General features: G+C 72.1%; 23 protein-coding genes, 1 pseudogene and 1 riboswitch. Of the genes and pseudogenes, 9 read left to right on the top strand and 15 right to left on the bottom strand.

Annotated elements, in window-relative coordinates; all coding sequences use genetic code 11:
• Positions 1–75 precede the first annotated feature (75 nt).
• On the top strand, positions 76–1701 hold the full coding sequence (locus ABD976_RS28240; RefSeq protein WP_369774980.1) for an AMP-binding protein: 1626 nt from the start codon (positions 76–78) through the stop codon (positions 1699–1701).
• 99 nt (positions 1702–1800) lie between these two features.
• Here the strand turns inward: ABD976_RS28240 and ABD976_RS28245 are convergent, their stop codons facing one another.
• From ABD976_RS28245 to ABD976_RS28265, 6 genes and pseudogenes are all read right to left on the bottom strand, one after another.
• Positions 1801–2565, bottom strand: coding sequence for an HAD-IIA family hydrolase (locus ABD976_RS28245; protein ID WP_345368220.1), 765 nt, complete (start codon positions 2563–2565; stop codon positions 1801–1803).
• A 26-nt stretch (positions 2566–2591) separates the two neighbouring features.
• A complete protein-coding gene (locus ABD976_RS29675; protein WP_425570132.1) occupies positions 2592–3137 on the bottom strand; it encodes a TOBE domain-containing protein in 546 nt (181 codons plus the stop codon).
• A gap of 60 nt (positions 3138–3197) precedes the next feature.
• Positions 3198–3623 (bottom strand): annotated as a pseudogene (locus tag ABD976_RS29680) (ATP-binding cassette domain-containing protein); the annotation flags it as partial.
• A 53-nt stretch (positions 3624–3676) separates the two neighbouring features.
• The gene (locus tag ABD976_RS28255; protein ID WP_345368120.1) at positions 3677–4465 is read right to left on the bottom strand and encodes an ABC transporter permease; all 789 of its coding nucleotides are present in this window, start codon (positions 4463–4465) and stop codon (positions 3677–3679) included.
• Positions 4462–5217: a molybdate ABC transporter substrate-binding protein gene (modA, locus tag ABD976_RS28260; protein ID WP_369774986.1), complete on the bottom strand. Its 756-nt coding sequence runs from the start codon at positions 5215–5217 to the stop codon at positions 4462–4464. The genes ABD976_RS28255 and modA overlap by 4 nt, the downstream gene beginning before the upstream one ends.
• Positions 5217–5630: a TOBE domain-containing protein gene (locus ABD976_RS28265; protein WP_369774978.1), complete on the bottom strand. Its 414-nt coding sequence runs from the start codon at positions 5628–5630 to the stop codon at positions 5217–5219. Before ABD976_RS28265 ends, modA begins: the two co-directional genes overlap by 1 nt.
• A 128-nt stretch (positions 5631–5758) precedes the next feature.
• On the opposite strand from ABD976_RS28265, the gene moaA reads away from it, so the two are divergent.
• The 3 genes from moaA to ABD976_RS28280 all read left to right on the top strand — a co-directional run bounded on the left by moaA (position 5759) and on the right by ABD976_RS28280 (position 8637).
• Positions 5759–6811, top strand: coding sequence for a GTP 3',8-cyclase MoaA (gene moaA / locus ABD976_RS28270; protein ID WP_345368123.1), 1053 nt, complete (start codon positions 5759–5761; stop codon positions 6809–6811).
• Between the two features lie 4 nt (positions 6812–6815).
• Complete coding sequence (locus tag ABD976_RS28275) at positions 6816–7109, top strand: MoaD/ThiS family protein (protein WP_345368124.1); 294 nt, start codon at positions 6816–6818, stop codon at positions 7107–7109.
• Between the two features lie 724 nt (positions 7110–7833).
• Positions 7834–7994: riboswitch (cyclic di-AMP (ydaO/yuaA leader) on the top strand.
• Position 7995: 1 nt separating this feature from the next.
• Positions 7996–8637 (top strand): transglycosylase family protein, encoded by a 642-nt coding sequence (locus tag ABD976_RS28280; RefSeq protein ID WP_345368125.1) that lies wholly within the window; start codon positions 7996–7998, stop codon positions 8635–8637.
• 159 nt (positions 8638–8796) lie between these two features.
• Here the strand turns inward: ABD976_RS28280 and ABD976_RS28285 are convergent, their stop codons facing one another.
• From ABD976_RS28285 to ABD976_RS28300, 4 genes are all read right to left on the bottom strand, one after another.
• Positions 8797–9711, bottom strand: a complete 915-nt coding sequence (locus ABD976_RS28285; protein ID WP_345368126.1) for a molybdenum cofactor biosynthesis protein MoaE — start codon at positions 9709–9711, stop codon at positions 8797–8799.
• Between the two features lie 85 nt (positions 9712–9796).
• A complete protein-coding gene (gene moaC, locus ABD976_RS28290) occupies positions 9797–10276 on the bottom strand; it encodes a cyclic pyranopterin monophosphate synthase MoaC (RefSeq protein WP_345368127.1) in 480 nt (159 codons plus the stop codon).
• A 517-nt stretch (positions 10277–10793) separates the two neighbouring features.
• Positions 10794–12248, bottom strand: coding sequence for an NAD-dependent malic enzyme (locus ABD976_RS28295; protein WP_345368128.1), 1455 nt, complete (start codon positions 12246–12248; stop codon positions 10794–10796).
• Positions 12249–12460: 212 nt separating this feature from the next.
• Positions 12461–12637, bottom strand: a complete 177-nt coding sequence (locus tag ABD976_RS28300) for a hypothetical protein (RefSeq protein WP_345368129.1) — start codon at positions 12635–12637, stop codon at positions 12461–12463.
• Positions 12638–12913: 276 nt separating this feature from the next.
• Here ABD976_RS28300 and ABD976_RS28305 point away from each other — a divergent pair, with 276 nt between their 5' ends.
• Entirely contained in the window at positions 12914–15160 is a 2247-nt protein-coding gene (locus ABD976_RS28305; RefSeq protein WP_345368130.1) for a helicase-associated domain-containing protein, read from the top strand.
• Between the two features lie 213 nt (positions 15161–15373).
• Here the strand turns inward: ABD976_RS28305 and ABD976_RS28310 are convergent, their stop codons facing one another.
• The 4 genes from ABD976_RS28310 to ABD976_RS28325 form a co-directional block, all read right to left on the bottom strand.
• Positions 15374–15958 carry a GTP-binding protein gene (locus tag ABD976_RS28310; protein WP_345368131.1) on the bottom strand — a complete coding sequence of 195 codons (585 nt, stop codon included), beginning with the start codon at positions 15956–15958 and terminating at the stop codon, positions 15374–15376.
• Positions 15959–15968: 10 nt separating this feature from the next.
• Complete coding sequence (locus tag ABD976_RS28315; protein WP_369774974.1) at positions 15969–16631, bottom strand: DUF742 domain-containing protein; 663 nt, start codon at positions 16629–16631, stop codon at positions 15969–15971.
• Between the two features lie 92 nt (positions 16632–16723).
• The gene (locus ABD976_RS28320) at positions 16724–17131 is read right to left on the bottom strand and encodes a roadblock/LC7 domain-containing protein (protein ID WP_345368221.1); all 408 of its coding nucleotides are present in this window, start codon (positions 17129–17131) and stop codon (positions 16724–16726) included.
• Between the two features lie 20 nt (positions 17132–17151).
• On the bottom strand, positions 17152–20346 hold the full coding sequence (locus ABD976_RS28325; RefSeq protein ID WP_345368133.1) for a sensor histidine kinase: 3195 nt from the start codon (positions 20344–20346) through the stop codon (positions 17152–17154).
• A 689-nt stretch (positions 20347–21035) separates the two neighbouring features.
• Here ABD976_RS28325 and ABD976_RS28330 point away from each other — a divergent pair.
• From ABD976_RS28330 to ABD976_RS28345, 4 genes are read left to right on the top strand one after another with little or no spacing between them, the layout of a single operon-like run.
• Positions 21036–22049 carry an ABC transporter substrate-binding protein gene (locus ABD976_RS28330; RefSeq protein ID WP_345368134.1) on the top strand — a complete coding sequence of 338 codons (1014 nt, stop codon included), beginning with the start codon at positions 21036–21038 and terminating at the stop codon, positions 22047–22049.
• An 18-nt stretch (positions 22050–22067) separates the two neighbouring features.
• Complete coding sequence (locus ABD976_RS28335; protein WP_345368135.1) at positions 22068–22835, top strand: ABC transporter permease; 768 nt, start codon at positions 22068–22070, stop codon at positions 22833–22835.
• Complete coding sequence (locus ABD976_RS28340; RefSeq protein ID WP_345368136.1) at positions 22832–23638, top strand: ABC transporter permease; 807 nt, start codon at positions 22832–22834, stop codon at positions 23636–23638. Before ABD976_RS28335 ends, ABD976_RS28340 begins: the two co-directional genes overlap by 4 nt.
• A 7-nt stretch (positions 23639–23645) precedes the next feature.
• Complete coding sequence (locus tag ABD976_RS28345; RefSeq protein ID WP_345368137.1) at positions 23646–24500, top strand: ABC transporter ATP-binding protein; 855 nt, start codon at positions 23646–23648, stop codon at positions 24498–24500.
• A gap of 149 nt (positions 24501–24649) precedes the next feature.
• Here the strand turns inward: ABD976_RS28345 and mdlC are convergent, their stop codons facing one another.
• Complete coding sequence (gene mdlC / locus ABD976_RS28350) at positions 24650–26245, bottom strand: benzoylformate decarboxylase (RefSeq protein ID WP_345368138.1); 1596 nt, start codon at positions 26243–26245, stop codon at positions 24650–24652.
• Positions 26246–26255 lie beyond the last annotated feature (10 nt).

Consider the following 26255-nt stretch of genomic DNA (forward strand, 5'->3'; position numbering starts at 1 on the left):
GCATCCGGGGGTGGAGAACGGGCGTTCGGACCACCAGGATGAGTGTCCTGCACCACTCTTTCTGAGGAGGTCGTCGTGGTGGAACCCGCACAGCCGAGCTACGCCTCGGGAATCTCCGACGTCCCGCTGCTCGGCGACACGATCGGCGCGAACCTGGACCGGACCGCCGCGCGGTTCGGCGGGCGGGACGCGCTGGTGGAGCGCACCTCCGGGCGCCGGTGGAGCTACCGCGAGTTCGTCGCCGACGTCGACGCGCTGGCGCTCGGACTGCTCGACGCGGGGATCGGCAAGGGCGACCGGGTGGGCATCTGGGCGCCGAACCGGGCGGAGTGGACGCTGATCCAGTACGCGACCGCGAAGATCGGCGCGGTGCTGGTGAACATCAACCCCGCCTACCGGGTCCACGAGCTGGAGTACGTGCTCGACCAGGCCGGGGTCCGGATGCTGGTGGCCGCGCGCGGGTTCAAGGGTTCCGACTACGCCGCGATGGTCGGGCAGGTGCGGGACGGTCGGGCGGCGCTGGAGCGGGTGGTCTTCTTCGACACCCCGGAGTGGGAGGCGCTGGCCGCCGGCTCGGCGGACCGGGGGCGGCTCGCCGCGATCGCCGCGACGCTGTCCAGCGACGACCCGATCAACATCCAGTACACCTCGGGCACGACCGGCTTCCCGAAGGGCGCGACGCTGTCGCACCACAACATCCTCAACAACGGGTTCTTCGTCGGGGAGCTGTGCGGCTACACCGAGACCGACCGGGTGTGCCTGCCGGTCCCCTTCTACCACTGCTTCGGCATGGTCATGGGCAATCTGGCCTGCACCACGCACGGCGCGGCGATGGTGATCCCGGCGGAGGGCTTCGACCCGGCGGCCTCGCTGGCCGCGGTGGCCGCCGAGCGCTGCACCTCGCTGTACGGGGTGCCGACGATGTTCATCGCGGAGCTGGCCCTGCCCGACTTCGCCGACCACGACCTGTCCTCGCTGCGCACCGGGATCATGGCCGGGTCGCCGTGCCCGGTGGAGGTGATGAAGCAGGTCATCGAGCGGATGGGGATGGCCGAGGTCTCGATCTGCTACGGCATGACCGAGACGTCCCCGGTCTCGACGCAGACCCGGGCCGACGATTCGGTGCAGCGGCGGGTCTCCACGGTCGGGCGCGTCGGACCGCACCTGGAGATCAAGGTGGTCGATCCGGAGACCGGCCTGGTCGTGCCGCGCGGGCAGGCCGGGGAGCTGTGCACCCGCGGCTACTCGGTGATGCTCGGGTACTGGGACCAGCCGGACCGCACCGCCGAGGTGATCGACGCGGCGCGCTGGATGCACACCGGCGACCTCGCGGTGATGGACTCCGACGGCTACGTGGAGATCACCGGGCGGATCAAGGACATGGTGATCCGGGGCGGCGAGAACATCTACCCGAGGGAGGTCGAGGAGTTCCTCCACACCCACCCGGACGTGCTCGACGCGCAGGTCATCGGCGTGCCCGACCCGAAGTACGGCGAGGAGCTGATGGCCTGGGTGCGGCTGCGCGACGGCTCCCCCGAGCTGACCGCGCCCGCGCTGCGCGAGTTCTGCACCGGCCGGCTCGCGCACTACAAGATCCCGCGCTACGTCCACGTCGTCGACGAGTTCCCGATGACGGTCACCGGCAAGGTCCGCAAGGTCCAGATGCGCGCCGAGGCCAAGCGACTCCTCGGCCAGGACTGACCGCCATCACCCGTTCGGAATGTGAGTGAGGGGCACCCTTGTCCAAGTTACTCGGGCAAGGGTGCCCCTCACTCACGTCACGATCGGGTGAGGAGCGCACTAGGCCGAGAAGGGGTCGAGGACGTGGTCCACCAGGTCCGCCACCGAGGAGATCACCTTGGTGGGGCGGAACGGGAACAGCTCCGCGGTGTTGTCGCTGGAGATGCCGCTGAGCACCAGGATGGTCTGCAGCCCGGACTCCAGCCCGGAGCGCACGTCGGTGTCCATCCGGTCCCCGATCATCAGGGTGTGCTCGGAGTGCGCCCGCAGCGCGCGCAGCGCCGACCGCATCATCAGCGGGTTCGGCTTGCCCACGTAGTACGGCTTGCGGCCGGTGACCCGTTCGATGAGCGCCGCGACGGCCCCGGTGGCCGGCAGCGTGCCCTCCCGGCTGGGGCCCTTCTCGTCGGGGTTGGTGGCGATGAACCGCGCCCCGCCCTCGACCAGCCGGATCGCCTTGGTGATCGCCTCGAAGCTGTAGGTGCGAGTCTCGCCGATGATCACGTAGTCCGGGTCGCGGTCGGTGAGCACGTAGCCGATCCCGTGCAGCGCCGTGGTCAGGCCGGACTCCCCCACGACGTACGCCGAGCCGTGGGGACGCTGTTCCTCCAGGAACTTCGCGGTGGCCAGCGCCGAGGTCCAGATCTCCTCCTCCTCGACCTCCAGACCGGTCCGCGCCAGCCGCGCGCGCAGGTCGCGCGGGGTGTAGATCGAGTTGTTGGTGAACACCATGAACGGTGCCCCGTGCTCGCGGAGCTTCGCCAGGAAGCGGTCCGCGCCGGGGACCAGGTGCTCTTCGTGGACGAGCACACCGTCCATGTCCATCAGGTACGTCCAGGGAGCCAGCTCAGTCACGCCCCCGATGATCCTCCGAAGAGGGGGTGGATGGCCACTTCGGCCGCCTTCACCGCGAACCAGACCTCCTCGCCGGGCTCCAACCGCAGGTCGGCGACGGCGGCGGGGGTGACGTCGGCGGCCAGCGAGCGGTCCCCGACCGCGCCGCGCACCCGCACCACGTCGCCGCGCGGCTCCAGCGAGGACAGCCGAACGGCGAGCGCGTTGCGCGGGCTGCCGCCCGGCCGGTCCCGGTGCACCGCGACGGCCGCCGGGGCGAACACCGCGGCCGCCGGGTCGCCGGTGGTGAGCGGTTCGGCGGTCCGGCCGCGCAGCGGGGTGCCGTCGAAGACCAGCCCGTCCTCGTCCGCGGTGCCGGGCAGCAGGTTCAGCCCGGCCAGCCGCGCGGTGAACGGCTCGCGCGGCCGGGACAGCACGTCGCGGGTCGGGCCCTGCTCGACGACCCGCCCGTCGAGCAGCACCAGCACCCGGTCGGCGAGCACCACGGCGTCGAGCACGTCGTGGGTGACCAGCACGGTGGGCCGCCGCTGCCGCCGCAGCACCCGGTGCAGCAGCCCGCGCAGGGCGGGTGCGGCGTCGACGTCCAGCGCGGCCAGCGGCTCGTCGAGCAGCAGCAGCTTCGGTTCGGCGGCCAGCGCCCGCGCGACCGCGACGCGCTGCTGCTGACCGCCGGAGAGCTGGTCCGGCTTGCGGTCGGCGAGCCCGGCGGCGTCCACTTCGGCAAGCCAGTGCGCCGCGGTCTCGCGGGCCGCGCGCTTGCCGACCCCGGCGGCCCGGGGGCCGAACGCGACGTTGTCGGCGGCGCTGAGGTACGGGAACAGCAGCGGTTGCTGGGCGAGCAGGCCGACGCCGCGCCGGTGGGTGGGCACGTCGATCCCGCGGGTCGGGTCCAGCCACGCCTCGCCGTCCAGCTCGACCCGGCCGCGCGGCGGGCTGACCAGCCCGGACAGCACCGACAGCAGGGTCGACTTGCCCGCGCCGTTGGGTCCGAGCACGGCGAGCACCTCGCCGGGGGCCACCGACAGCGTCGCCCGCAGCGCGAACCCGCCGCGCTCGAAGTCGAGTTCCGCGTGCAGTCCGCTCACAGCCGTCCTTCCACCGCCTTGGGCCGGGCCACCACGATCACCACCAGCGCCAGCACCACCAACAACAGCGACATCGCCACCGCCGCGTCCACATCGGACTGCGCCTCGGTGTAGATGGCCAGCGGCAGCGTGCGGGTGGTGCCCTGGAGGCTGCCCGCGAAGGTGATCGTGGCGCCGAATTCGCCGAGCGCGCGGGCGAAGGTCAGCACCAGGCTGGAGCCGAGCGCGGGCAGCAGCAGCGGCACCGTGACCCGCCGGAACGCCAGCCAGGGACCGGCGCCGAGGGTGGCCGCGACCTGCTCGTAGCGCGCCCCGGCGGTGCGCAGCGCGCCCTCCAGGCCGACGACCAGGAACGGCATGGCCACGAACACCTGCGCCAGCACCACGGCGGTCGTGGTGTAGGGCAGCCGCAGGCCCACCGCGTCGAGGAGCCCGCCGACCGGGCCGGTCCGGCCCAGCAGGTAGAGCAGCGCCAGCCCGCCGACCACCGGCGGCAGCACCAGCGGCAGCAGCACGACCGCGCGCACCACCCGCAGCCCGCGCATCCGGGACCGGGCCAGCACCACCGCCAGCGGGCCGCCGAGCAGCAGCGACAGCGCGGTGGACAGCGCCGCCGTCTGGACCGACAGCCGCAGCGCGTCCAGCGCGGCCGGGCTGAGCAGCAGCGCGGGCAGGCGCGTCGGATCGACCCGGGTGAACAGCCCGAGCACCGGCAGCACCACCAGCGCCAGCGCGGCCACCGCCGGGAGCCACAGCACCCGGGGGACGGCCGAGCGCGCGCTCACGGCGCGCCGAAGCCGTGCGCGGCCAGCACCTCGCGCCCGGCGGGCCCGCGCACGAAGTCGGCGAACCGGTCGGCGAGCTCCGGGTTCGGCGCGTCGGCCAGCGCGGCGATCGGGTAGTCGTTGACCGCGCGCGCGGACTCGGGGAACTCGATGCCCTCGACCGAACCGCCCGCCGCCCGCACGTCGGTGCGGTACACCAGCCCGGCGTCGGCCTCCCCGGCGACGACCTTGCGCAGCACGGACTTGACGTCGTTCTCCTCGCTGGCGGGCTGGATCCGCACCCCGGCGGCGCGCTCGACCTCCTCGGTCGCCGCACCGCACGGGACCTGCGGCGCGCACACCACCACGACGGCCCCCGGGTCGCCGAGGTCGGCCAGCGACCGGATGCCCGCCGGGTTGCCCGGCGGCACCGCGATGGCCAGCCGGTTCGTCGCGAAGGTCGCCGACTGCCCGGCGGTCGCCCCGGTCCGCACGACCTCGGCCATGGTGGCCGGGTCGGCGGAGGCGAGGACGTCGGCCTGCCTGCCCTGCACGACCTGCTCGGCGAGGGTGGACGAGCCCTGGAAGTCGAAGCGGACCGACACGCCCGGGTGCTGCTGCTCGAAGCGGGCGGCGACCTCCTCGAACGCCTCGGTCAGCGAGGCGGCGGCCAGCACGGTGAGCTGCTGGGAACCGGTGTCGGCCCGCTGCCCGCACCCGGCCACCGCCAGCACCGCGACCAGCGCCGCGACGAACTTCGGGATCCGGCGCATCATCGCTCCCCCGGTGTCTCGACCACGACGTTGGTCGACTTGACCACGGCGACCGCGAGCACCCCGGGGGCCAGCCCGAGGTCCTGGACCGCCTCGGTGCTCATCAGCGACACCACCCGGTGCGGACCGCACTGCAGTTCCACCTGGGACATCACCCGGTCCGACCGGACCTCGGTGACCAGCCCGACCATCCGGTTGCGCGCCGAGCGGCCCACCCCGGACGGATCGGGCGCGGCGTGCGCCTGCGCGCGGGCGAACTCGGCCAGCGCCGCGCCGTCCACGGCGAGGCGCCCGCCGCCGTCGCGGTCCGCGGGGAGCTGGCCGCCGTCCACCCAGCGGCGGACGGTGTCGTCGCTGACCCCGAGCAGCCCGGCGACTTCGGCGATACGGTAGTGCGGCACGAGGGGCACCATACCTCCGCAACTGCGGAACAGAAGAGGGAATATCTCCGAAAATCCGGAGATCGGGAGTGCGGTCGCGGCGGCACGTGACTCCACCCGCTCGATCGAAATCCCGCACCATTTCGCGTTAGGGTCGTGGGGTGACGGACCTGGGAATTCCGGTCGTGCGCAGCGCGACCGACACGGCAGGGCGTCCCGACACGCCGCACCTGGTGGACCGGTTCGGCCGGGTCGCCACCGATCTGCGGGTCTCCCTGATCGACAAGTGCAACCTGCGTTGCACCTACTGCATGCCCGCCGAGGGCCTGCCCTGGCTCAAGCGCGCGGAGCTGCTCGACACCGAGGAGATGAACCGGCTGATCCGGATCGCCGTCGAGGAGCTGGGCGTGACCAACGTGCGGTTCACCGGCGGCGAACCGCTGCTGCGGCAGGACCTGGTGGAGATCATCGGTGCCACCGCCGCGCTGCCGAGCCGCCCGAAGACCTCGCTGACCACCAACGGCATCAACCTCGGGAAGTTCGCCGAACCGCTGGTGGCGGCCGGGCTGGACCGGGTCAACGTCTCGCTGGACACCCTCGACCGCGAGGTCTTCCAGGAGCTCACCCGGCGCGACCGGCTCGACGACGTGCTCGACGGCCTGGCCGCGGCGAAGCGGATGGGGCTGGAGCCGGTCAAGGTCAACGCGGTGCTGATGCGCGACCAGAACGACCACGAGGCCGTCGACCTGCTGCGCTTCTGCGTCGAGCACGGCTACCAGCTCCGGTTCATCGAGCAGATGCCGCTGGACGCCCAGCACGGCTGGGACCGGGACCGGATGATCACGGCCGATGAGATCCTGGAGCGGCTGGGCGCCGAGTTCGAGCTGTCCCCGCACGAGGCGGAGCGGGGTTCGGCCCCCGCCGAGCGCTGGCTGGTGGACGGCGGCCCGGCGACGGTCGGCGTCATCGGGTCGGTCACCCGGCCGTTCTGCGCGACCTGCGACCGGACCCGGCTGACCGCCGACGGCCAGCTCCGCAACTGCCTGTTCTCCACCACCGAGACCGACCTGCGGGCGCCGCTGCGCTCCGGCGCCGAGGACGCGGAACTGGTGCGGCTGTGGCAGGAGACGATGTGGAGCAAGGCGGCCGGGCACGGCGTGGACTCCGAGGGCTTCGCCCAGCCGTCCCGGCCGATGAGCGCGATCGGGGGTTAGGGCGATGACGATCCCGGCTGAGCAGGCGGAGACCGTGGCCGTGCGGGTCCGGTACTTCGCCGGGGCCCGCGCCGCCGCGGGCGTCGCCGAGGAGACGGTGCGCGTGGCCCCCGGCCCCGGCTGCCCCGCGACCGCCGCCGACGTGATCCAGGCGGTCCTGGAACGCCACGGCGAGGCCCTGGCCAAGGTGGTCGCGGCCTGCAGCTTCCTGCTCGACGGCGTCGCGGTGCGCGACCGCGGTGTGGCCGTGCCCGACGGCTCCGCGCTGGACGTCCTGCCGCCGTTCGCGGGCGGCTGAACCCGCGGTTCCCCGAGCCGCGTCGCAGGCCCTCGCGGCGGGCCGTCCGGCGTTCCAGCGGTGTCCCCGGGACCGAGTGCGGCCGTGCGGCCCGCTGAGGTCGCCGTGCGCGCGCCGGGGTGCCCAGCGGGGCCCGACGACCCCTCCGTTCCGGCGCAGAGCCGCTGAGAGCTCGTTCCCACCCCCGCGCCGCACCTCTTCTATCCGCGCGCGCGGGCGCGCGCGTGCGTGCGAATACAACACGCACCGGCGTGTCGTGGAGTCTCATCCGAGTGAATTCCGGGCGTCGTCAAGGGGGTGCCGCCCGGGCGCGTCGCGCGGGACCCCCTCGCGCGGGCGAGAAGCCCTCCATCCCGGCGAGCGAATCGGACACTCTGAGTATTCTTCTGATATCGTTCGGTGATCATGAATCGGGCGCGCGAAGGCCGCCCCACGAGCGCGGTGACGCGTTGGACGGGTGGGACGAGCCTTATCTGAGGGTGAAAACGAGGTGACCCACGCCTCACGGACGGTGATCGATATCGGCCAGGAAACGAACCGATAACAACGCTCTGATCAGCGAAAATACCCCGGATCGGCACACCCTTTCCGCTCGTTACCGTGACGACCGTCACATACTCCAAGATTTCCGATCTCCCCTTCGGTTACGTAGTGTCGCTCATCGGTCGGCCCCGAACCGATCAGCAAGGAGCGGGAAGTCCGCAGCGCCGAGCCCTGTCCGGCGGACTTCTCAACCCCGAAACGAAGGAAAACCGGACAGGGGCGGGGGACCCACCACCGGGCTCCCCGAAGCCCTAGGGGTGAAGCCGACTTCCCCGAGTCGGCCGGGCTGCCTCTCAGCCCGAACCCGACAGCTCACCTCGCAGGCGCGGCAGGAGAGAGGGACATGGCTCGCTATCACGGCAAGCACCGAAAACAGACCAACTCCGGTCGCACGCTGACCCGCGCCGCCGTGGCGGGCGCGGTGATCGCGACCCCGCTCGCCATCGCGGCCCCGACCGCGCAGGCAGCGGACTGGGACGAACTGGCCCAGTGCGAGAGCAGCGGCAACTGGAGCATCAACACCGGCAACGGCTACTCCGGCGGCCTGCAGTTCTCGCCGTCCACCTGGGCGGCCTTCGGCGGCACCGAGTACGCCTCCAGCGCCCACCAGGCCACCCGCGAGCAGCAGATCGCGGTCGCCGAGAAGGTGCTCGCCGCGCAGGGCGCGAACGCCTGGCCGGGCTGCACCGCCAAGACCAACTGGACCAGCGGGAGCTCCTCGACGAGCTCCTCGGAGTCCTCCAGCGACTCGCAGTCCAGCAGCAGCTCGGAATCCTCCGAGTCCAGCAGCGAGTCCTCGACCACGTCGAGCTCGCGCAGCCAGGTCAAGGCCGGTGGCGCGGACTACACCGTCCAGCTCGGTGACACGCTGGGCAAGATCGGCGAGCGGTTCGGCGTGAGCTACCAGTCGATCTTCGAGCGCAACTCCGACATCGTCGACGACCCCAACCTGATCTTCCCGGGCCAGCAGCTCGACATCAGGTGATGAGCCGGCCGGTCGGCTCCGGTCGACCGGCCGGGAGCACGTGTCGTACCCCCCGACACGGCACGTGCTCCCCCCAACTCGGGCCCCCGCCGCACGCCCCCAGCGGCGGGGGCCCGTTCACGTCCGCAGTCGGCAGCGGGACGGGCGAGCGGTGGACCGTCAGGGGCAGTTGACCCATTCCTCGGCGCCGTCGTCGAAGACCTGGCGCTTCCAGATCGGCAGCCGCCGCTTGACCTCGTCGACCAGCTCGGAGCACGCGTTGAACGCCTGCTTGCGGTGCTCGGCGGCGACCGCGCAGGCCAGCGCCACGTCCCCGATGCCGAGCAGACCGATCCGGTGCGCCACCGCCAGCGACCGCACCCCGTCGAAGCGCAGCGCGATGTCCGAGGCGACCTCGGCGATCACCTCGTCGGCGCTCGGGTGCCCGACGTACTCCAGCTCGCGCACGCCCCGGCCGCCGTCGTGGTCGCGCACCACGCCGCCGAAGGTCACCACCGCGCCGGCCGCGCGGTGCTCGACCAGGCGGGCCAGCGCGTCGACGTCCAGCGGTTCGCCGGAGACCTCGGCGCGCAGCACGTCCGCCGGGGTGCGGGTCGGCCTCGGGTGGTCGCCGCCGTGGAGCTGGTCCACCGCGTGCTCCAGCACGCCGTCCAGGACGCCGAGCCCGTCCTTCACGCCGCCGCGCGAGCCGGGCAGGTTCACCACCAGGGTCCGCCCGGCGACCCCGGCCAGCCCCCGGGACAGCACCGCGGTCGGCACCCCGGGCAGGCCCGCCGCGCGGATCGCGTCGGCCAGCCCCGGGATCGGGTAGTCCAGCACCGCGGCGGTGACCTCCGGCGTGCGGTCGGTCGGGTTGATGCCGGTGCCGCCGGTGGTGATCACCACCTGCACGTCCTCCGCGATCGCGGCCCGCAGCTCCGCGGCGACCGGATCGCCGTCGGGCACCACGGCCGGGTCCGGGGCGTCGAAGCCGCGCGCCCGCAGCCAGTCGACGATCACCGGACCGGTGCGGTCCTCGTACACCCCGGCCGCCGCGCGGTTGGATGCGGCGATCACCCGTGCCGTTCTCGTCATGCCCAGCCTCCCGGGGCTCAGAGCCTGCTCGTGCAGTCGTCGCGCCTCGTCCTGGAAAGCCGGTGGGGCTCCCCGCGACGGGCGCTCAGCGGTCGCGGACCCAGGTGCCGGTCTTGCCGCCCTCCTTGCGCTCGACGCGGACGGCGTCGAGCACGGCGGCGGGGTCCACCGCCTTGATCATGTCGTGCAGCGCCAACCCGGCGCCGGTGACCGCGGTCAGCGCCTCCATCTCGACGCCGGTGCGATCGGTGGTGCGGACGGTGGCGGTGATCCGGACCTCGTCCTCACCCGGTTCCAGCTCGACCCGGACCCCGGACAGCGCGATCGGGTGGCACAGCGGGATCAGCTCGGGGGTGCGCTTGGCGGCCATGATCCCGGCGATCCGGGCGGTGGCCAGCGCGTCGCCCTTGGGCAACCCGTCCCGGCGCAGCAGCGCGACGACCTCGGCGGTGGTGCGCACCACGCCGGTCGCGATCGCGGTCCGGGCGGTCGCCTCCTTCGCCGAGACGTCCACCATCCGGGCTGCCCCCGCCGCATCGACGTGGGTGAGTTCGTCCTGCGCCATGCACCCGAGCCTAATACCGGACCCGACCACACCTCACCACGCGTGCAGCACCGATCAGAAGCCAGGTGAGGGGCACCCTTGCCCAAGTTACTCGGACAAGGGTGCCCCTCACCTGGTCAACGAAACCTGAACCGACTGACGAGACCTCCCCGGCGGGGACCAAAGGCGCGACGCACCACGCACGCGCCGAACAGAACCACCGTCAAGCAAGCGGCGAAAGCCGCTTCCAGCCACGCACGCGCCGATCGCAACCACCGTCAGGCAAGCGGCGAAGCCCGCTTCCGCTTTGCCCCACCTAAGCAACTGGCACCGCCGCGGGTTCTCAGCGGCCTTCTCGCGAGGACGCCCTGATGCCGTGTATTGGCATACATCAAGAAGGGCGCCCGGAGCGAGAAGGCCGCTGAGGTTCCGCCACCGGCACCCCCAAGCAACGGGACCACAACACCTTCAACCGCGAGAAGGCAGCTGAGGTTCCGCTACCCGCACCGGCCCGCAAAAAGACCACCACACTGAAACCTCAAAACTCCAGGTCTTCGGCCATTGCCCAGGGTAGCGACGTCCCCCCGCCCGGCGCGGGATCGCCGGCGCGGTCGGCCAGCGCGGCGCGCTTCACCGCGTCGGCGACCGCCGGGGCCACGGCCGAGTCGAACACGCTCGGCACGATGAACGAGGCGTTGAGCCGCTCGCCGTCGACCACGTCGGCGATCGCGTTGGCCGCGGCGACCATCAGGTCGTCGGTGATCTCGTGCGAGTAGGCGTCGAGCAGTCCGCGGAACACGCCCGGGAACGCCAGCACGTTGTTGATCTGGTTCGGGTAGTCGCTGCGGCCGGTGGCGACCACGGTGGCGTGCTGCTGCGCCTCCAGCGGGTCGATCTCCGGGTCCGGGTTGGCCAGCGCGAACACGATCGCGTCGCTGTTCATGGAGGCGACGTCCTCGGCCCGCAGCAGGTTCGGCGCCGAGACGCCGATGAACACGTCGGCGCCGCGCACCGCGTCGGCCAGCGTCCCGGTGCGGCCCTCGGCGTTGGTGGCCTCGGCGATCGAGCGCAGGTTCGGGTCGGTGTCGCCGCGTCCGGTGTGGACGATGCCGTCGACGTCCACCGCGACGATGTCGGCGGGCCCCTTGTGCTGGAGCAGCCGGATGATCGCCGAGCCGGCGGCGCCGACCCCGCAGACCACGATCCGGCTGTCGGCGATGTCCTTGCCGACCACCCGCATCGCGTTGCGCAGCGCGGCGAGCACCACGATGGCGGTGCCGTGCTGGTCGTCGTGGAACACCGGGATGTTGAGCTTCTCGCGCAGCCGCGCCTCGATCTCGAAGCAGCGCGGCGCGGCGATGTCCTCCAGGTTGATGCCGCCGTAGACCGGGGCCATCAGCTCGACGGCGCGGATGATCTCCTCGGTGTCCTGGGTGTCCAGGCACACCGGCCAGGCGTTGACCCCGGCGAACTTCTTGAACAGCGCGGCCTTGCCCTCCATCACCGGCAGCGCCGCCTCCGGGCCGATGTTGCCCAGCCCGAGCACGGCGGAACCGTCGGTGACCACGGCGACCGAGTTGCGCTTGATGGTCAGGCGCCGCGCGTCCTCCGGGTTCTCCGCGATCGCGGTGCACACCCGGGCGACACCGGGCGTGTAGGCGCGCGAGAGGTCGTCGCGGTTGGCCAGCGCCACCCGCGAGCTGACCTCGATCTTGCCGCCGAGGTGCACCAGGAACGTCCGGTCCGAGATCTTGCGGACGTTGACCCCGGGCAGCTCGTTGAGCAGCACGGTGAGGTCGTTGGCGTGGTCGGCGGACAGCGCGTTGCAGGTGATGTCGACGACGATGCGATCGGCGTGCGACTCCACGACGTCGAACGCGGTGATCACGCCACCGGCCCGACCGATGGCGCTGGTCAGGTCACCGGCGGCGGTGGTCGACGGCGGCGCCTCGACGCGGACGGTGATCGAATAACCCGGACCTGGAACCGGCATGGCACACCCCTGTCGAGCGAACGGCTGTGAACTTGGCGGGTGCCGTTCTCCGGCGGTCCCGCGGACCGCCGGAGCAGATCGCCATCCGGGAGGCAACCCCGCGGGGCTGCTCAGCGACCGGAACTTCACCCAATACGAAAAAGGCTAGAACTTTCCCGAGTGTGAGCTACGCCCGGCCTGGTTACCGCCGAGTTCCCCTTGACAGCCGTGGATCACTTGTTCCGGTGAGTCTCCGGGTGCTCGTAGGGAACCACGTCGAGCGGGAAGGCCAGCTCGCCGAACGGCGACAGCGCACCCTGCTTGTCGGTGAGGAGCTCGGTGAACGGGTGCTCACCGTCGGCCACCTGCGGCCACGCGGGGTCGATGCGGTCCTGCTTCTTACCGGCCACGTCATCCTCCTGAGTCGAGCTGGTGGGTTCCTGCCAGTTTGCCGGATCAGCGCGGGCGGTTCATCGAAGGGTGTTCGCGAACACCACCGCCGGACCACTCCCCCGGCGGTGGCGGGAGCGGCCGCGGTGACAGGAAGGTTCCCCTGCTGCCACCGGTGACAGGAAGGTTCCCCTGCTGCCATCCGTGACAGGAAGGTTCCCCTGCTGCCACCCCGCCGGCGGGACCGGCCGGTCGAGGGGGCCACCGCACCGCGGCGGCTCGGTATCGTGGTAGGGATGCCTCCCCTCGCCGAGTGGCTGCGCGAGCGCAGCGACGACGACCTCGTCGCGCTGTTGCGCGCCCGGCCCGACCTGGCCACCCCGCCGCCCTCCGACACCTCGGTGCTGGCCACCCGCGCCGGGGTGCGTTCGTCGGTGGCGCGGGCCTGCGAAGACCTCGACTCGTTCGCGCTGTCCACCCTCGAAGCGCTGGTGCTGCTCGACGCCGACCGGGAGCCGGTCGACTCGGCCGCGGTCGCCGGGATGCTGGGCGCGTCGATCACCCCGCAGCGGGTGCGCCGGACGGTCCGCGAGCTGCGCGCGCTGGTGTTGGTGTGGGGCGAGGACGACGCGCTGAACCTGGTGCCCGCGGTGCGGGAGGCGCTGCCGACGTTCCCGGGCGGGCTGGGGCGCCCGGCCGACGACCTCGACGACCCGGCGGCGGCGCTGGCCGGGCTCGACGAGGAGGAGCGCGAGCTGGTCGGCAAGCTGGCCCGGGGCGCGCCGGTGGGCCGGACCAAGGACGCCGCGAACCGGGTGCCGCTGGAGCGGGCGGCCAACCCGGTGCAGCGGCTGCTGGCCAAGGGCCTGCTGCTGCGCCGCGACGCGGAGACGGTGGAGCTGCCCCGGCAGTTGGCGCTGGCGGTGCGGGGTGACGAGCCGATGACCGGCGTCGTCGCCGAGGAGCCGGTGCCGGAGCTGACCGAGCCCGGCCAGGACGCGGTGGACGCGACCGCGGCGGGGGCGGCGCTGGAGCTGCTGCGGCACCTGGAGTCGCTGCTGCACGCGTGGAGCGACGACCCGCCGGACGTGCTGCGCTCCGGGGGGATCGGCGTCCGCGAGCTGCGCCGCACGGCGAAGGCCCTGGAGGTCGAGGAGCAGGTGCTCGCGCTGCTGGTGGAGCTGGCGGTGGCCGCGAACCTGATCGCCAACAGCGAGGAGTCCGATCCCCGCTGGGTGCCGACCTACCAGTCCGACACCTGGTCGGCCTCGATGCCCGAGCAGCAGTGGGCGGTGCTGGCGCAGGCGTGGATCGACCTGCCCCGGCTGCCGGGGCTGATCGGCGCGCGGGACGAGAAGGACCGGCTGATCGGTCCGCTGTCGGAGGAGTTGCGCCGTCCCACCGCCGGGCGCGAACGCCGCCGGGTGCTGTCCTACCTCGACGAGCTGCCGACCGGGCACGGGGCCGCGCCGGACGACGTCCTCGCGGTGCTGTCCTGGCGGGCCCCGCGGCGCGGCGGCCGGGCCCGCGACGTGGCGGTGCGCTCGACGCTGTCCGAGGCCACGGTGCTGGGCGTGGTCGCGCACGGCGCGCTGACCACGGCGGGACGGGTGCTGCTGGCCGACGGGCCGACCGGGGCCGCCCGGCAGCTCGCGTCCGCGCTGCCGGAACCGCTGGACCACGTGCTGGTGCAGGCCGACCTGACGGTGGTGGCCCCGGGTCGGCTGGAGCCGGACCTGGCCGCCGAGATGAAGCTGGTCGCCGACGTGGAGTCCGCGGGCAGCGCCACCGTCTACCGGGTGTCGGAGGCGAGCGTGCGCCGCGCGCTCGACGCCGGGTACGGCGCCGAGGACCTGCACGCGCTGTTCCGGACCCGTTCCCGGACGCCGATCCCGCAGTCGCTGACCTACCTGCTCGACGACGTCGCCCGCCGCCACGGCAAGCTCCGGGCGGGTACGGCGGCGGCCTTCCTGCGCTGCGACGATCCGGTGGTGCTCGCCGAGGTGCTGGGCAACCCGGCCACCGCCGAGCTGCAACTGCGCCAGATCGCGCCGACCGTGCTGATCAGCCCGCTGCCGCTGTCGGACCTGGTCGAGGCCCTGCGCGGCGCGGGGTTCGCCCCGGTCGCCGAGGGCCCCGACGGGTCGGTGCTGGACCTGCGCGCGGCGGGCCCCCGGGTGCGCGGCAAGGCGCGGGCCACCGCGCCGCCGGCCCGGACCGGTCCGCCGGAGGAGCAGCTCGGCGAGCTGGTCGCGCACCTGCGTTCCGGCGACCGCGCCCGGGGCGTCCGCCGGGGCAGCGCCGTGGTGCCCGAGCACGGGCGGCCGAGCGCCGAGGCCACGTTGCAGCTCCTGCGCGACGCCGCCCGCGAGCGGCGCGACGTCTGGTTGGGCTTCGTCGACTCCAACGGGACCCGCAGCCAGCACGTCGTCCGGCCGGTGAGCGTCGGCGGTGGTGTCCTCCAGGGCCTCGACACGGGCCGCGACGAGCTGGGCCACTTCCCGCTGCACCGCATCATGTCGGTCGCCCTCGTCGAGGACTGAGCCGCCGAGCCTCACCCGTCCGTGAAGTGAGTGAGGGGCACCCTTGCCCAAGTTACTCGGACAAGGGTGCCCCTCACCTCGGGACCTCTTCGGGCTCAGGTCACCCGTTCGGTCGTTGAGTGAGGGGCACCCTGTACCCAGTGACGTGGTACAGGGTGCCCCTCACTCGTCGAGAAGGCCGGGAGCTCGGTCGGGTGCCGGGCTCCCCGGGGATCACTGCCCGACCGCGGCCATGCGCTGCCGCATGGCGTGCTCGACGACCGTGATCAGCGCCTGCTTGGTCGACTCCCGGTTGCGGGCGTCGACCGTGATCATCGGCACCGAGGCGTCGATGGTCAGCGCCTCGCGGACGTCTTCGGGACGGTGGTGCAGCACGCCGTCGAAGGTGTTGACCGCGATGATGTAGGGCAGACCGCGGTCCTCGAAGAAGTCGATCGAGGCGAACGCGTCGGCGAGGCGTCGGGTGTCGACGAGGACGACGGCGCCGATGGCGCCCTTCACCAGGTCGTCCCACATGAACCAGAACCGGTGCTGGCCGGGCGTGCCGAACAGGTAGAGGATCAGGTCCGAGTCGAGGGACACCCGGCCGAAGTCCATCGCGACGGTGGTGGTGACCTTGCCGGGAGTGGACGTCAGGTCGTCGACGCCGACACTCGCCTCGGTCATCACCGCCTCGGTGGTCAACGGCACGATTTCGGAGACAGAGCCGACGAACGTGGTCTTGCCGACGCCGAAGCCGCCGGCGACCACGATCTTGGTCGAGGTCTTGCCGCCGCGGGCGTCGTTGTTGTCGCCCATCGCGCGGGGGTCAGAGCCTGCGAAGCCCACTGAGCACCCTTTCCAAGAACTCCATGGACGGCCGATCACCGACGACCATGCCACTTTCGTGAATCAGGACCAGGCCGAGTTCGGCCATGTCGCCGATCAGCACCCGCACCACCCCCAACGGGAGGCGGAGGTGAGCGGCCACCTCGGCGACCGATCGCGCCTCCACACACAGCTCCGAGATCGAGCGGTGCTCGGGCCTGGCCGGTGTCGATTGGGTGCGACCGCGCTCGCTGGTGGTCACCAGCGTTTCAATAGCAAGATCATAATCGGTGCGCGTACGACCCCGCGTGCGGGCGTAAGGACGCACCAGCGAACCGCCGGAATCGGCCTCCTCCTCCGGCTGCTCGATGCGCGGGATCGCCGGCATGGAGCCGGAGATCGACGGCATCGACTGCGAGATCGGTCCCATCGGCTGGGAAATCGACGGCATCGACACCGACGGCGGACCGTTCTCCTGCGGGCGCCGCCGGGGTTGCTCGCCGCTGTCGGCGGAGGAGTACCCGGAGCCGAACAGGTCGGCACCGGGACCGCCGAACAGCGCGCGGTCGTACCCGGCGACCCCCTCGGGGCCGCCGAACGAATCACCGGAGCGCCCGGCATCGGAGTCGGAGGCGAAATCGTCCTGCCAGGACTCCGTGCCCAAGCGCTTGTTGTAGAGGCGGAACAGGTCACCGTCCCAGTCCGGCTCGGAACCGCTGTTCATGGCGCGCTCCCCTCAGCTCTCCGGGTCCGGGGTCACCGGCGTACCGTGCCCTGCAACTGGGCTCTGAGCTCCGGTGTGAGCTGCCGGCCGACCCGCTCGACGAGCAGGGTCATCTCGTAGGCGACCAAGCCGATGTCGGCGTTCGGCGCGGCGAGCACCGCCAGGCACGAACCGTCGCTGATGGACATCAGGAACAGGTAGCCCTGCTCCATCTCCACGACGGTCTGGGTGACCTCACCGGCCTCGAAGCACCGCGCGGCGCCCTGGGTGAGGCTGACCAGTCCGGACGACACCGCGGACAACTGCTCGGCGCGATCGCGGGGCAGTCCCTGGGATCCCGCGAGCAGCAAGCCGTCGGCGGAGACCACCACCGAGTGGGCCACGCCGGGCACGCGGCGGACGAAGTCGGTGATCAGCCAACTGAAGCTGTTGCTGCTCATCGGTTGCTGCACGGACCCGTTCACTCCTGCTCCTCGTGACGGCTGGAATTCGAGCTGGGCTGGTCGTTCTTGGCGTGCCGACCACGTCGAATGCCTTGCTGGAAGTTCGCCATCCTGCCCCGGACCGCATCGGCGGAGCGCGGTGTGGCGGGTTTCGGACGGGCCGGCTGCTCGGTGCGGGGCGCCGCCGAACCCGGGACCAGGTTCGACTTGGGCACCCGCTTGGGCAGTCCGGCGGAGGTGGTCGTCTCCTGCGCCTGCTGGGTCTGCTGGACCAGCGCCTCGGCGGCGGCCCATCCGTCATCGGCCGATCCCCAGCCCGGCTCGGGCGCGGGCAGCACGGGGTGCTGGCCGGTGCCCGACGACGCGGCCGGGGTCGCCTCGATCAGCTCCGTCTCGCCCTGGTCGGGCTCGGGGGCGCGATGACCGTTGGTGGACGTCGGTTCCTCCGAGATCGGTCGGGGAGCCGCCGGCGGCGGCGCGGCGGCGGTGGTGTCCGGCTCGTCCCCTTCGGATTCGCGGAACCACTGCGACAGCACGGCTTCGTAGATCGGCAAGCGCTGCGTCGGCGCGTCGTCCATGTCCCAGGTGGCCCCTTTCGCCTCGTCGTCGGCAGCCGCCGGCGGCCGTGGCGCGGCGGCTCCCGAGTCGGAGTCGGGTGCCGAGGCCGGTCGACGCCGGGGCAGTCCGGCGGCGCTCACCGAGTCCTGGTGCCCGTTGCGCTGGTGGCCGTTGCTGCGACCGGCGGGCTCGGGGCGGCCGGGGGGATCGTCGACGACGGCGGGGGTGTTCCCGGTCTTCTCCGCCTCGAAGGGGTTGCGGAACAGGTCCGCCCCGGTGGCCGGGGCCGCGCAGGAGCTGTCCGCGAACTCCTCGGGGATCTCCTCGCTGGGCCAGTCCACGGCGCGGACCCCGTCGTCCGCGGGCGCCTGATCCTCATCCTGCCACTGCGGGACGTCGGTGGCGCCGAACGAACTCCCGGAGGCCAGCCGCACCGAGTACTCGGCGGGCAGTTCCGGAGCGGCTTCCGGCTCGTCCGGGAGCTCCGCCGGTTCCTCGGGGCGGGAGCGGGTCGGCAGCGCGGCGCGTTCGGTCGGCGGCTCGGCGGCGCCGCCCCCGCGACCGCCCTGCCCGAAGGCGGCGGCCAGCCCGAGGTGGGTGCCGGTGTCGCCGGAACCGGACTCGCGGCGCTCCTCCGGCCCGCGCGGCAGGTCCGGCATCGGCACCGGGCCGTCCGGGGTGAGCTGCGCGACGTACTCGCCGGACAGGTGCACCGTGGCGGTGACGCCGCCTTCGAGGTCGCCGTTGTTCTGCAGCTCGACGGTGATGTCGTGGCGGCGGGCGAGCTGCCCGACCACGAACAGGCCCATCCGGCGGGACACCGCGACGTCGATCTCCGGCGGCCGGGTGAGCCGCTCGTTGATCTCGTCGACGTCGGCGGAGTCGACGCCCACGCCCCGGTCGCGGATCTCCACCACGAGCTCCCGCCTGCGGTAGGCGGCGCGCACCGTGACCTCGGTGTCGGGGTTGGAGAACACCGTGGCGTTCTCCAGCAGCTCGGCGACCAGGTGCACGAAGTCGTTGACCACGCGGCCCTGGATGGCCAGGTCCGGGGAGTCGGCGACGGCGATGCGGGCGTACTGCTCGACCTCGGAGACCGCGGCGCCGAGGACCTCGGACAGCGGCACCGGCCGCATCATCCGCCGGGTCAGGTCGGTGCCGCCGAGAATCAGCAGGTTCTCGTTGTTCCGCCGCATCCGGGTGGCCAGGTGGTCCAGCTCGAACAGGCTGGAGAGCTGGTCCGGGTCCTGCTCGTCCTGCTCCAGCCGGTCGATCAGCGCGAGCTGGCGCTGCACCAGCGTCTGGCTGCGGCGGGCGAGGTTGACGAACAGGTCGTTGACGTTGGCCCGCAGCAGCGCCTGCTCGGAGGCCAGCCGCAGCGCCTGCTGGTGCACCGCGTCGAAGGAGCGGGCGACCTGGCCGATCTCCTCCTGGGAGTGCACCGGCACCGGCGGGACCGAGACGTGCCCGGCGCTGCTCGGGCTCTCGTTGATCTTCGTGATCGAGTCCGGGAGGCTCTGCTGGGCGATCTCCAGCGCCCCGTAGCGCAGCGTCCGCAGCGGCCGGACGATCGACCGGGCGATGAACAGCGCGACGCCGAAGGCCAGCACCAGCAGCAGGACCACCAGCCCGGCGTCCCGGATCACGGTCCACTGCGCGGAGCCGGCGAGCTCGCTGGACTCGTCGTGGAACTGGCTGAGCAGGTCGGTCTCCACCGAGCGGACCAGGTCGGTCCACACGCCCGACTGGGCGCCCCACTCCTGCGGGTTGATCCCGAGGCCGTCGCGGTCCTCCTCGGCGGCGATCAGGGCGGTCTGCATGAGCTGCTCGGAGCCGTCGACCTCGGCGCCGGCGACGCGGGCCGAGTACAGCGCCTGCTGGGCCGGGCTCGCGGCGTTGACGAACTCGGCGTAGGCGGCCTCGAACTGGGCGTCGGCGGCCCGGATCGCGTCGGTCTGGCCGGTGAGGAACTCGTTGCGCAGCGCGGCGCCGAGCAGGATCGAGCGCTGCTGGGCGAGCTGCTCCTTGGCCCGGGCGATCGCCTCGGTGGCGCGGGCGGTGCCGGTCACGCCGGTGTCCGACGAGGAGGTGGCCACCGAGCGGCTCACCTGGAGCACGCTGTCGATCACCGAGCCGTAGGCGACCAGCGCCTGCGGGCTGGTGAACCGGTCGTTGATCGTGCCGCGCAGCGCGCTGAGGCTGTCCAACCGGTTGGTGGCGGAGTCGTAGGCGTCGGCCACCTCGGGGACGAAGTCCTCGACGCGCCCCTCGAACGCCTCCAGCTGCTGCACCGCCTGGTCGACCCGCTGGATCTGGGCGTTGTAGTCGCCGAGGTCGTCGGCTCCGTTGCTGGTGGTGTAGACGACGGCGAAGTCGCGTTCCCGTTGCAGTTCGTGGGTCAGGTTCGCGGTGCGCTGGGCGAGTTCGACCTGCTCGACGATGGTGTTCATGCGAGCGGTCGTGGCCAGGCCGTCGTACACGCGGACTCCGCCGACGCCGAGCGCGGCGAGCGTCGGCACGAGCAGGACAGCGGCCATCTTGTACCGGAGGCGCCAGTTGCGCAGCCGCCACCACTTCGTCTGCTGAGCGGTGATCGGAGCACTCGTGTAGTGCTCCCCGGCTCGGGCTCCGGTCCCGGGGTCGTTGTTGAGCATCCCTGTTTCCTGCGCAGCGGCGGACATGTGCGGCACCGCCACGGCTAGCACCCTCTCCATGCCGAGGCGGTCTTGGTCATTGTGCTCGGAGCGTGCGCAGGTACCGGCGTCCCGGGCCCGTGCTCGCACGGACCGGCCCGCAGCGCGACGACGGCGGTACCGGCTCCACCGGTCGGCCCCTCGCGGAGCCTGGCTCGGTCAGCCGGGCTTGCCATCACGCTCCCTGATCGCACATCCTTCTGTTCCCCCGAAGCAGAGGCAGGTCACCTCGACGGGCGAGACTATACTTAACTGCCCGTCACAAGTCAGGCCCCCAGAGCGAAGCGCCATCACTCGCGGGAGTGGTGTAGACAACAGTTGGGCCAGTTGTGTGACAACGAGCTAGTTACACCTGGTTGTTGCGTCTGAATTGACCTTCTACAGTTCGGGTGCACCCCCGCGCCAGGTTCCGGGAGACACGATGCTCCGCCGCCCCGCAGCGGCATCCCCACCGGCCAACTCGGACAGCTCGGACATCCGCGCCCGTACCGGGTCGATCCGACGCGCCGGAAACCGCGCGCGCCGCATCGCACCGGGACGCTCCGGTGATCGAACCTGGCCAGGAACCGCACCCGGCAGCGCTGCCCAACCCGGGGCCAGCCACCCTGCCCGCGGAACCCCCACATCGCACCTGATGCAAGGAGGAAATCATGAGCCCCGTTCCCAGTGCGATTCCACGCCGGAATCTGCTCAAGCTCGCTGGTGGGGCGGTGACCGCCGGTGCGCTGATGGGCACCACCGGTTGCGGACTCCTCGGCGGCTCGCAGGGCTCTGAAGGCGGCAACGGCCGGGTCGAGAAGGCCAACCTGCGCGTCGGCGCGCTGCCCATCAACGACTTGGCCCCGCTGCACCTCGCGGTCAAGAACGGCTACTTCCAGCAGGAAGGGCTCAACGTCGAGATCATCACCGCCCCCGACGGCGGCGCGGCGCTGAGCGCCACCATCGGCGGTGACTACGACATCACCTACAGCAGCTACGTGCCGTTCTTCGCCGCGCAGGCCAAGGGCATCGCACCGCTGAAGATCGTCGCGGACTGCGCGTCGGCGGCGCCGAACACCACTGTGATCATGACCTCACCGCAGTCCAGCGTGCGCACGCCGCAGGACCTCGCGGGCAAGACGATCGCGATCAGCGGCGCGGGCACGATCTCCGAGCTCCTGGTGAAGGCGACCATGGGCGCCCACGGTGTGAGCTTCGCCAACTCCGAGTTCCCGGCGATCCCGTTCATCAACATGCCCGCCGCGTTGCAGCGCGGGGACGTCGACGCCGCGATCCTCACCGAGCCGTTCCTCACCCAGGCCGCGCGGGACAGCGGCGCGGTGCCGGTGGTCGACACGGCGACCGGTCCGCTGGAGGACCTGCCGCTGACCGGCTACGGCGCCACCGCCGACTTCTGCGAGACCAACCCGAAGACCGTCGCGGCGTTCCAGCGCGTCATGATCCGCGCCGTCGCCGAGTCCCAGGACCGCAGCAAGATCGAACCGCTGCTGCCCGAATTCGCCAAGATCGACCCGGAAACGGCCGCGATCATCAGCCTGCTGAACTTCAACGCGCGGCCGGACGCCACCCGGTTGCAGCGGGTTCCGCGGCTGATGAAGGAATACGGATTCATCAATCGCGACCTCGACGTCGCGAGCATGATCATCGAGCCGCCCAAGAACTGAATTCGACACGACAGGGACATGAACAAACTGAGTCGGGGACTGATCGGCCTGCTGGGCTTCCTGGTGGTGTGGGAAGCCTTCAGCCGATCAGGATTCGTGCCCCAGAAGTACTTCCCACCACCGTCCACAGTGCTGCTCCGCCTGGGCGAACTGCTCACCCAGGCCGATTTCCTGCTCGAACTGGTCGCCACCGTGCTGGCCTGGGCCATCGCGCTGGGGATCTCCATCGCCATCGCGGTCCCGGCCGGGCTGCTGCTCGGCAGCGTCCGGCAGGTGCGCACCGCGAGCCGGGTGATCATCGAGTTCCTCCGCCCGGTGCCGTCCGTGGCGCTCATCCCGCTGGCCCTGGTCGCCGTCGGCTCCGGGCCGGAGACCAAGATCGCGCTGGCCGTGTACGCGGCGGTCTGGCCGATCCTGTTCAACACGATCTACGCGCTCGACGAGATCGACCCGGTGATGGTCGAGACCGCCCGGTCGTTCGGCTTCAGCCGGGTCCGGACCATGTTCACCGTGGCGCTGCCGCACTCCGCGCCCTTCGTGCTCACCGGCATCCGGCTGTCCGCCGCGGTGGCGCTGATTCTGGTGGTCAGCACCGAGTACCTGGCGGGCGGCGGCGTCGGCCTCGGCAACTTCGCGCTCAACGCCAGCACCGGCGCGGGCCGGATGGACCTGGTGCTGGCCGGCACCGTGGTGGCCGGGCTGATCGGCTACCTGATCAACGAGATCCTGGAGCAGGTGCACAAGCGCGGCCTGCGCTGGAGCGCGGTGGACCGGGAGGCGGCATGAGCACCAAGACCCGCGAATTCCTCAACCGCTGGCTGGTTTTCGCCATCGCGCTGGTGGCGTGGGAACTCGCCGCGCGGCTGGCGGGCAGCACCTTCTTCCCGCCGCCGACCCGCATCGTGCAGGCGATGGGCGAGAGCTGGTTCAACGGCCCGGCGTCCTCGCTGTTCCTGGGCGAGGTGGTGTTCCAGGACGTGCTGACCAGCATCGGCCGGCTCGCCGCCGGGTGGGCCATCGCGGTGGTGCTCGGCGTCGGGCTGGGCGTGCTGCTCGGCCGCACCCGCACCGCGATGGACTACGTCGGCCCGCTGTTCGCGTTCATGCGCGCGATCCCGCCGCCGGTGCTCGTCCCGGTGTTCCTGGTGCTGCTCGGCATCGACAGCACGATGCAGATCACGGTCATCGTGTTCGGCGCGGTGTGGCCGATCCTGATGAACACCGTCGACGGCGTGCGGTCGGTGGACCAGGTCAAGGTCGACACCGCCCGGTCCTTCCGGATCCCGACGCCGCACTGGGTCCTCGGCGTGGTGCTGCCCGCCGCGACCCCGAAGATCTTCGCCGGGCTGCGGGTGAGCCTGTCGATCGCCCTGGTGCTCATGGTCGTCTCCGAGCTCGTCGGCGCCACCAACGGCATCGGCTACCGGCTGATCTTCGACCAGCGCCAGTGGGACTTCCCCGCCATGTGGGCGGGCATCGTCCTGCTCGGCGTCCTCGGATACGCGCTCAACACGGTGCTGCTCGCGGCGGAACGCCGGGCGCTGCGCTGGCAACCGTCGCAGGCCACGTCTGCCGGAGTGGGAGGCTGACCCCATCATGACCGAACCGAAGACCATGCTCGACGTGTCCGGTCTCGGGCACCGCTACGGCGGTCCGAACGGCCACCTCGCCATCGACGACCTGAACTTCCAGGTGGGCACCGGGGAACTGGCCTGCATCGTCGGGCCGTCCGGCTGCGGCAAGTCCACGCTGCTGCGCTCGATCTCCGGGCTGCACCGGCCGACCAGCGGGGAGGTCCGGCTGCACGGCGACCTGGTGCGCGGCGTGCCGTCCGACCTCGCCGTGGTGTTCCAGGACTACAGCCGCTCGCTGTTCCCGTGGCTGTCGGTGCGCTCCAACGTGGAGTTCCCGCTGCGCGCCCGGGGCGTCGGCAAGGCCGAGCGCCGGGAGCGGGCGGACGAGGTGCTGGAGTGGGTGGGCCTGACCGGCGCCGCCCGCAAGTACCCGTGGCAGCTCTCCGGCGGGATGCAGCAGCGGGTGTCCATCGCCCGCGCGCTGGCCTGCCGCCCGGCGCTGCTGCTGATGGACGAGCCGTTCGCCTCCGTCGACGCCCAGACCCGCTTCGAGCTGGAGGACCTGCTGCTGCGGGTGCGCACCCAGTTCGAGAGCACCGTGCTGCTGGTCACGCACGACATCGACGAGAGCATCTACCTCGGCGACCGGGTGTTCGTGCTGTCGAAGTCCCCGGCGTCCATCGTGGCCGACCTGGAGATCCCGCTCGGCGACGAGCGCGACCAGATCACCACCCGCGAGTCGGAGTCCTTCGTGCACCTGCGCAGCGAGGTCGCCCGCCTCCTCCGGGTCCGCACCGCCCCCGCAACCCCGGCCGACGAGCAGTCCGCCGACGAGCGGTCCGCCGACTCCAGGGAGAAGGCGAACGCCCACCGCTGACCGAGGTGAGGGGCCCCCTTGCCCAAGTTACTTGGACAAGGGTGCCCCTCACTCACCTCACGAACGGGTGATGGCGAACTGAGTGAGGGGCACCCTGTACCACGTCATGAGGTACAGGGTGCCCCTCACTCGGTTCACCTGGTGGGACGTCAGTAGAGGTAGCGCTGGCCCGCGTCGACCGTGACGTGCAGCAGGCTCGGGCCGGTGCGGTCGGTGAACTCCTGGTCCAGCGCCGCGCTGAGCTCCTCGGGGTGCTCGACCCGGGTCGCCGGGCAGCCGAGGCTGGTGGCCAGGGCCGCGAAGTCGATGCCGCCGAGCTCGACGCCGGGGAGCTTGCTGCCGCCCGCGGCCTCGCCCAGCACGGCCACCGCCGCGTAGCGCGCGTTGTCCATGATCACGAACGTGACCGGCGCCTGCTCCCGCACCGCGGTCCACACCGCCTGGATGCCGTACATGCTCGCCCCGTCGCCGAGCAGCGCCACGGTGCGCCGGGACCGGTCCGCCAGCGCCACCCCGACCGAGGCGCCGATGCCGTAGCCGAGCGCACCCGAGAAGCCGGTGAAGAACCCGCCGTCGGTGGACCGGATCGGGAAGTGCTCGTGCAGGTCGTTGCGGTGGCTCGGGGTCTCCTCCACGACGACCGCGCCGCTGGGCAGCGCACCGGAGATCGCGTCGAAGACGTAGGCCGCCGACATCGGGGAACCGGCGGCGGGCTTCTCGGTCTCGGCCGGGCCGACCGGTTCGGCCCGGCGCACCTGCCCGACCTGCGCGTTGACCTGGCGGACCGCGTGCCCGAGGCCGCCGAGCACCCCGCGGCCCTGCCGGGCCCGGGCCAGCACCTCCGGGTCGTCGTGGACCAGGATCGTCTCCGGCAGCGCGGTCTCGGCCTCGCCCCGGTAGACGTGGTAGGTGAACGCCGGGGCGCCCCACACCACGAGCAGGTCGTAGCCGCCGAGGGCGTCGGCGACGGCGCGCTGCTCGGGCTGGAGGAACCCGGCGAAGCGCGGGTGGTCCTCGGGGAACGAGCAGCGCGGCGACATCGGCGCCGCCCACACCTCGGCCCCGGTCCCGTCGGCCAGCTCGACCATCTCGTCCACCGCGTTCTCCGCGTCGACCGCCGGGCCGACCACGAACGCGGGCCGGTGGCAGGAGCGCAGGGCCTCGGCGAGGTCGGCGACCGCCTCGGGGGCGGGAGCGGGGGGCGCGATGCGCGGGCGGGCGGCGACCGGCACGCCCGGCTCGTCCCAGTCGTCGGCCGGGATGGACACGAACACCGGGCCGTACGGCGGGGTCGTGGCGAGCTGGTGGGCGCGCACCAGCGCGGCGGGCACGTCGGCGGCGCGCGCGGGCTCGTAGCTCCACTTCACGTAGGGCTTGGGGAAGGTGGTGGCGTCGGTCGCGCCCAGGAACGGTTCGTCGAACATCAGGGTGCGGGTCTGCTGCCCGGCGGTGACGATCATCGGCGTGCGGTTGCGGTACGCGGTGAAGATCGCGCCCAGCGCATGTCCGACCCCGCCCGCCGAGTGCAGGTTCACCAGCACCGGCTCGCGGCGCGACTGGGCGTAGCCGTCGGCCATCGCCACCACGACGGACTCCTGGAGCCCCAGCACGTAGTGGAAGTCGTCCGGCCAACCCGTGAGGAACGGCACCTCCGTCGTACCCGGGTTGCCGAACACCGTCGTCAGCCCGAGCTCCCGCATCAGCCCCCGGGTGATGTCACTGACAGTGCGCCCCTCGTCGCGCATCGCACCTCTC

Source organism: Saccharopolyspora cebuensis (assembly GCF_039542665.1).
Taxonomy (GTDB): Bacteria; Actinomycetota; Actinomycetes; order Mycobacteriales; family Pseudonocardiaceae; genus Saccharopolyspora; species Saccharopolyspora cebuensis.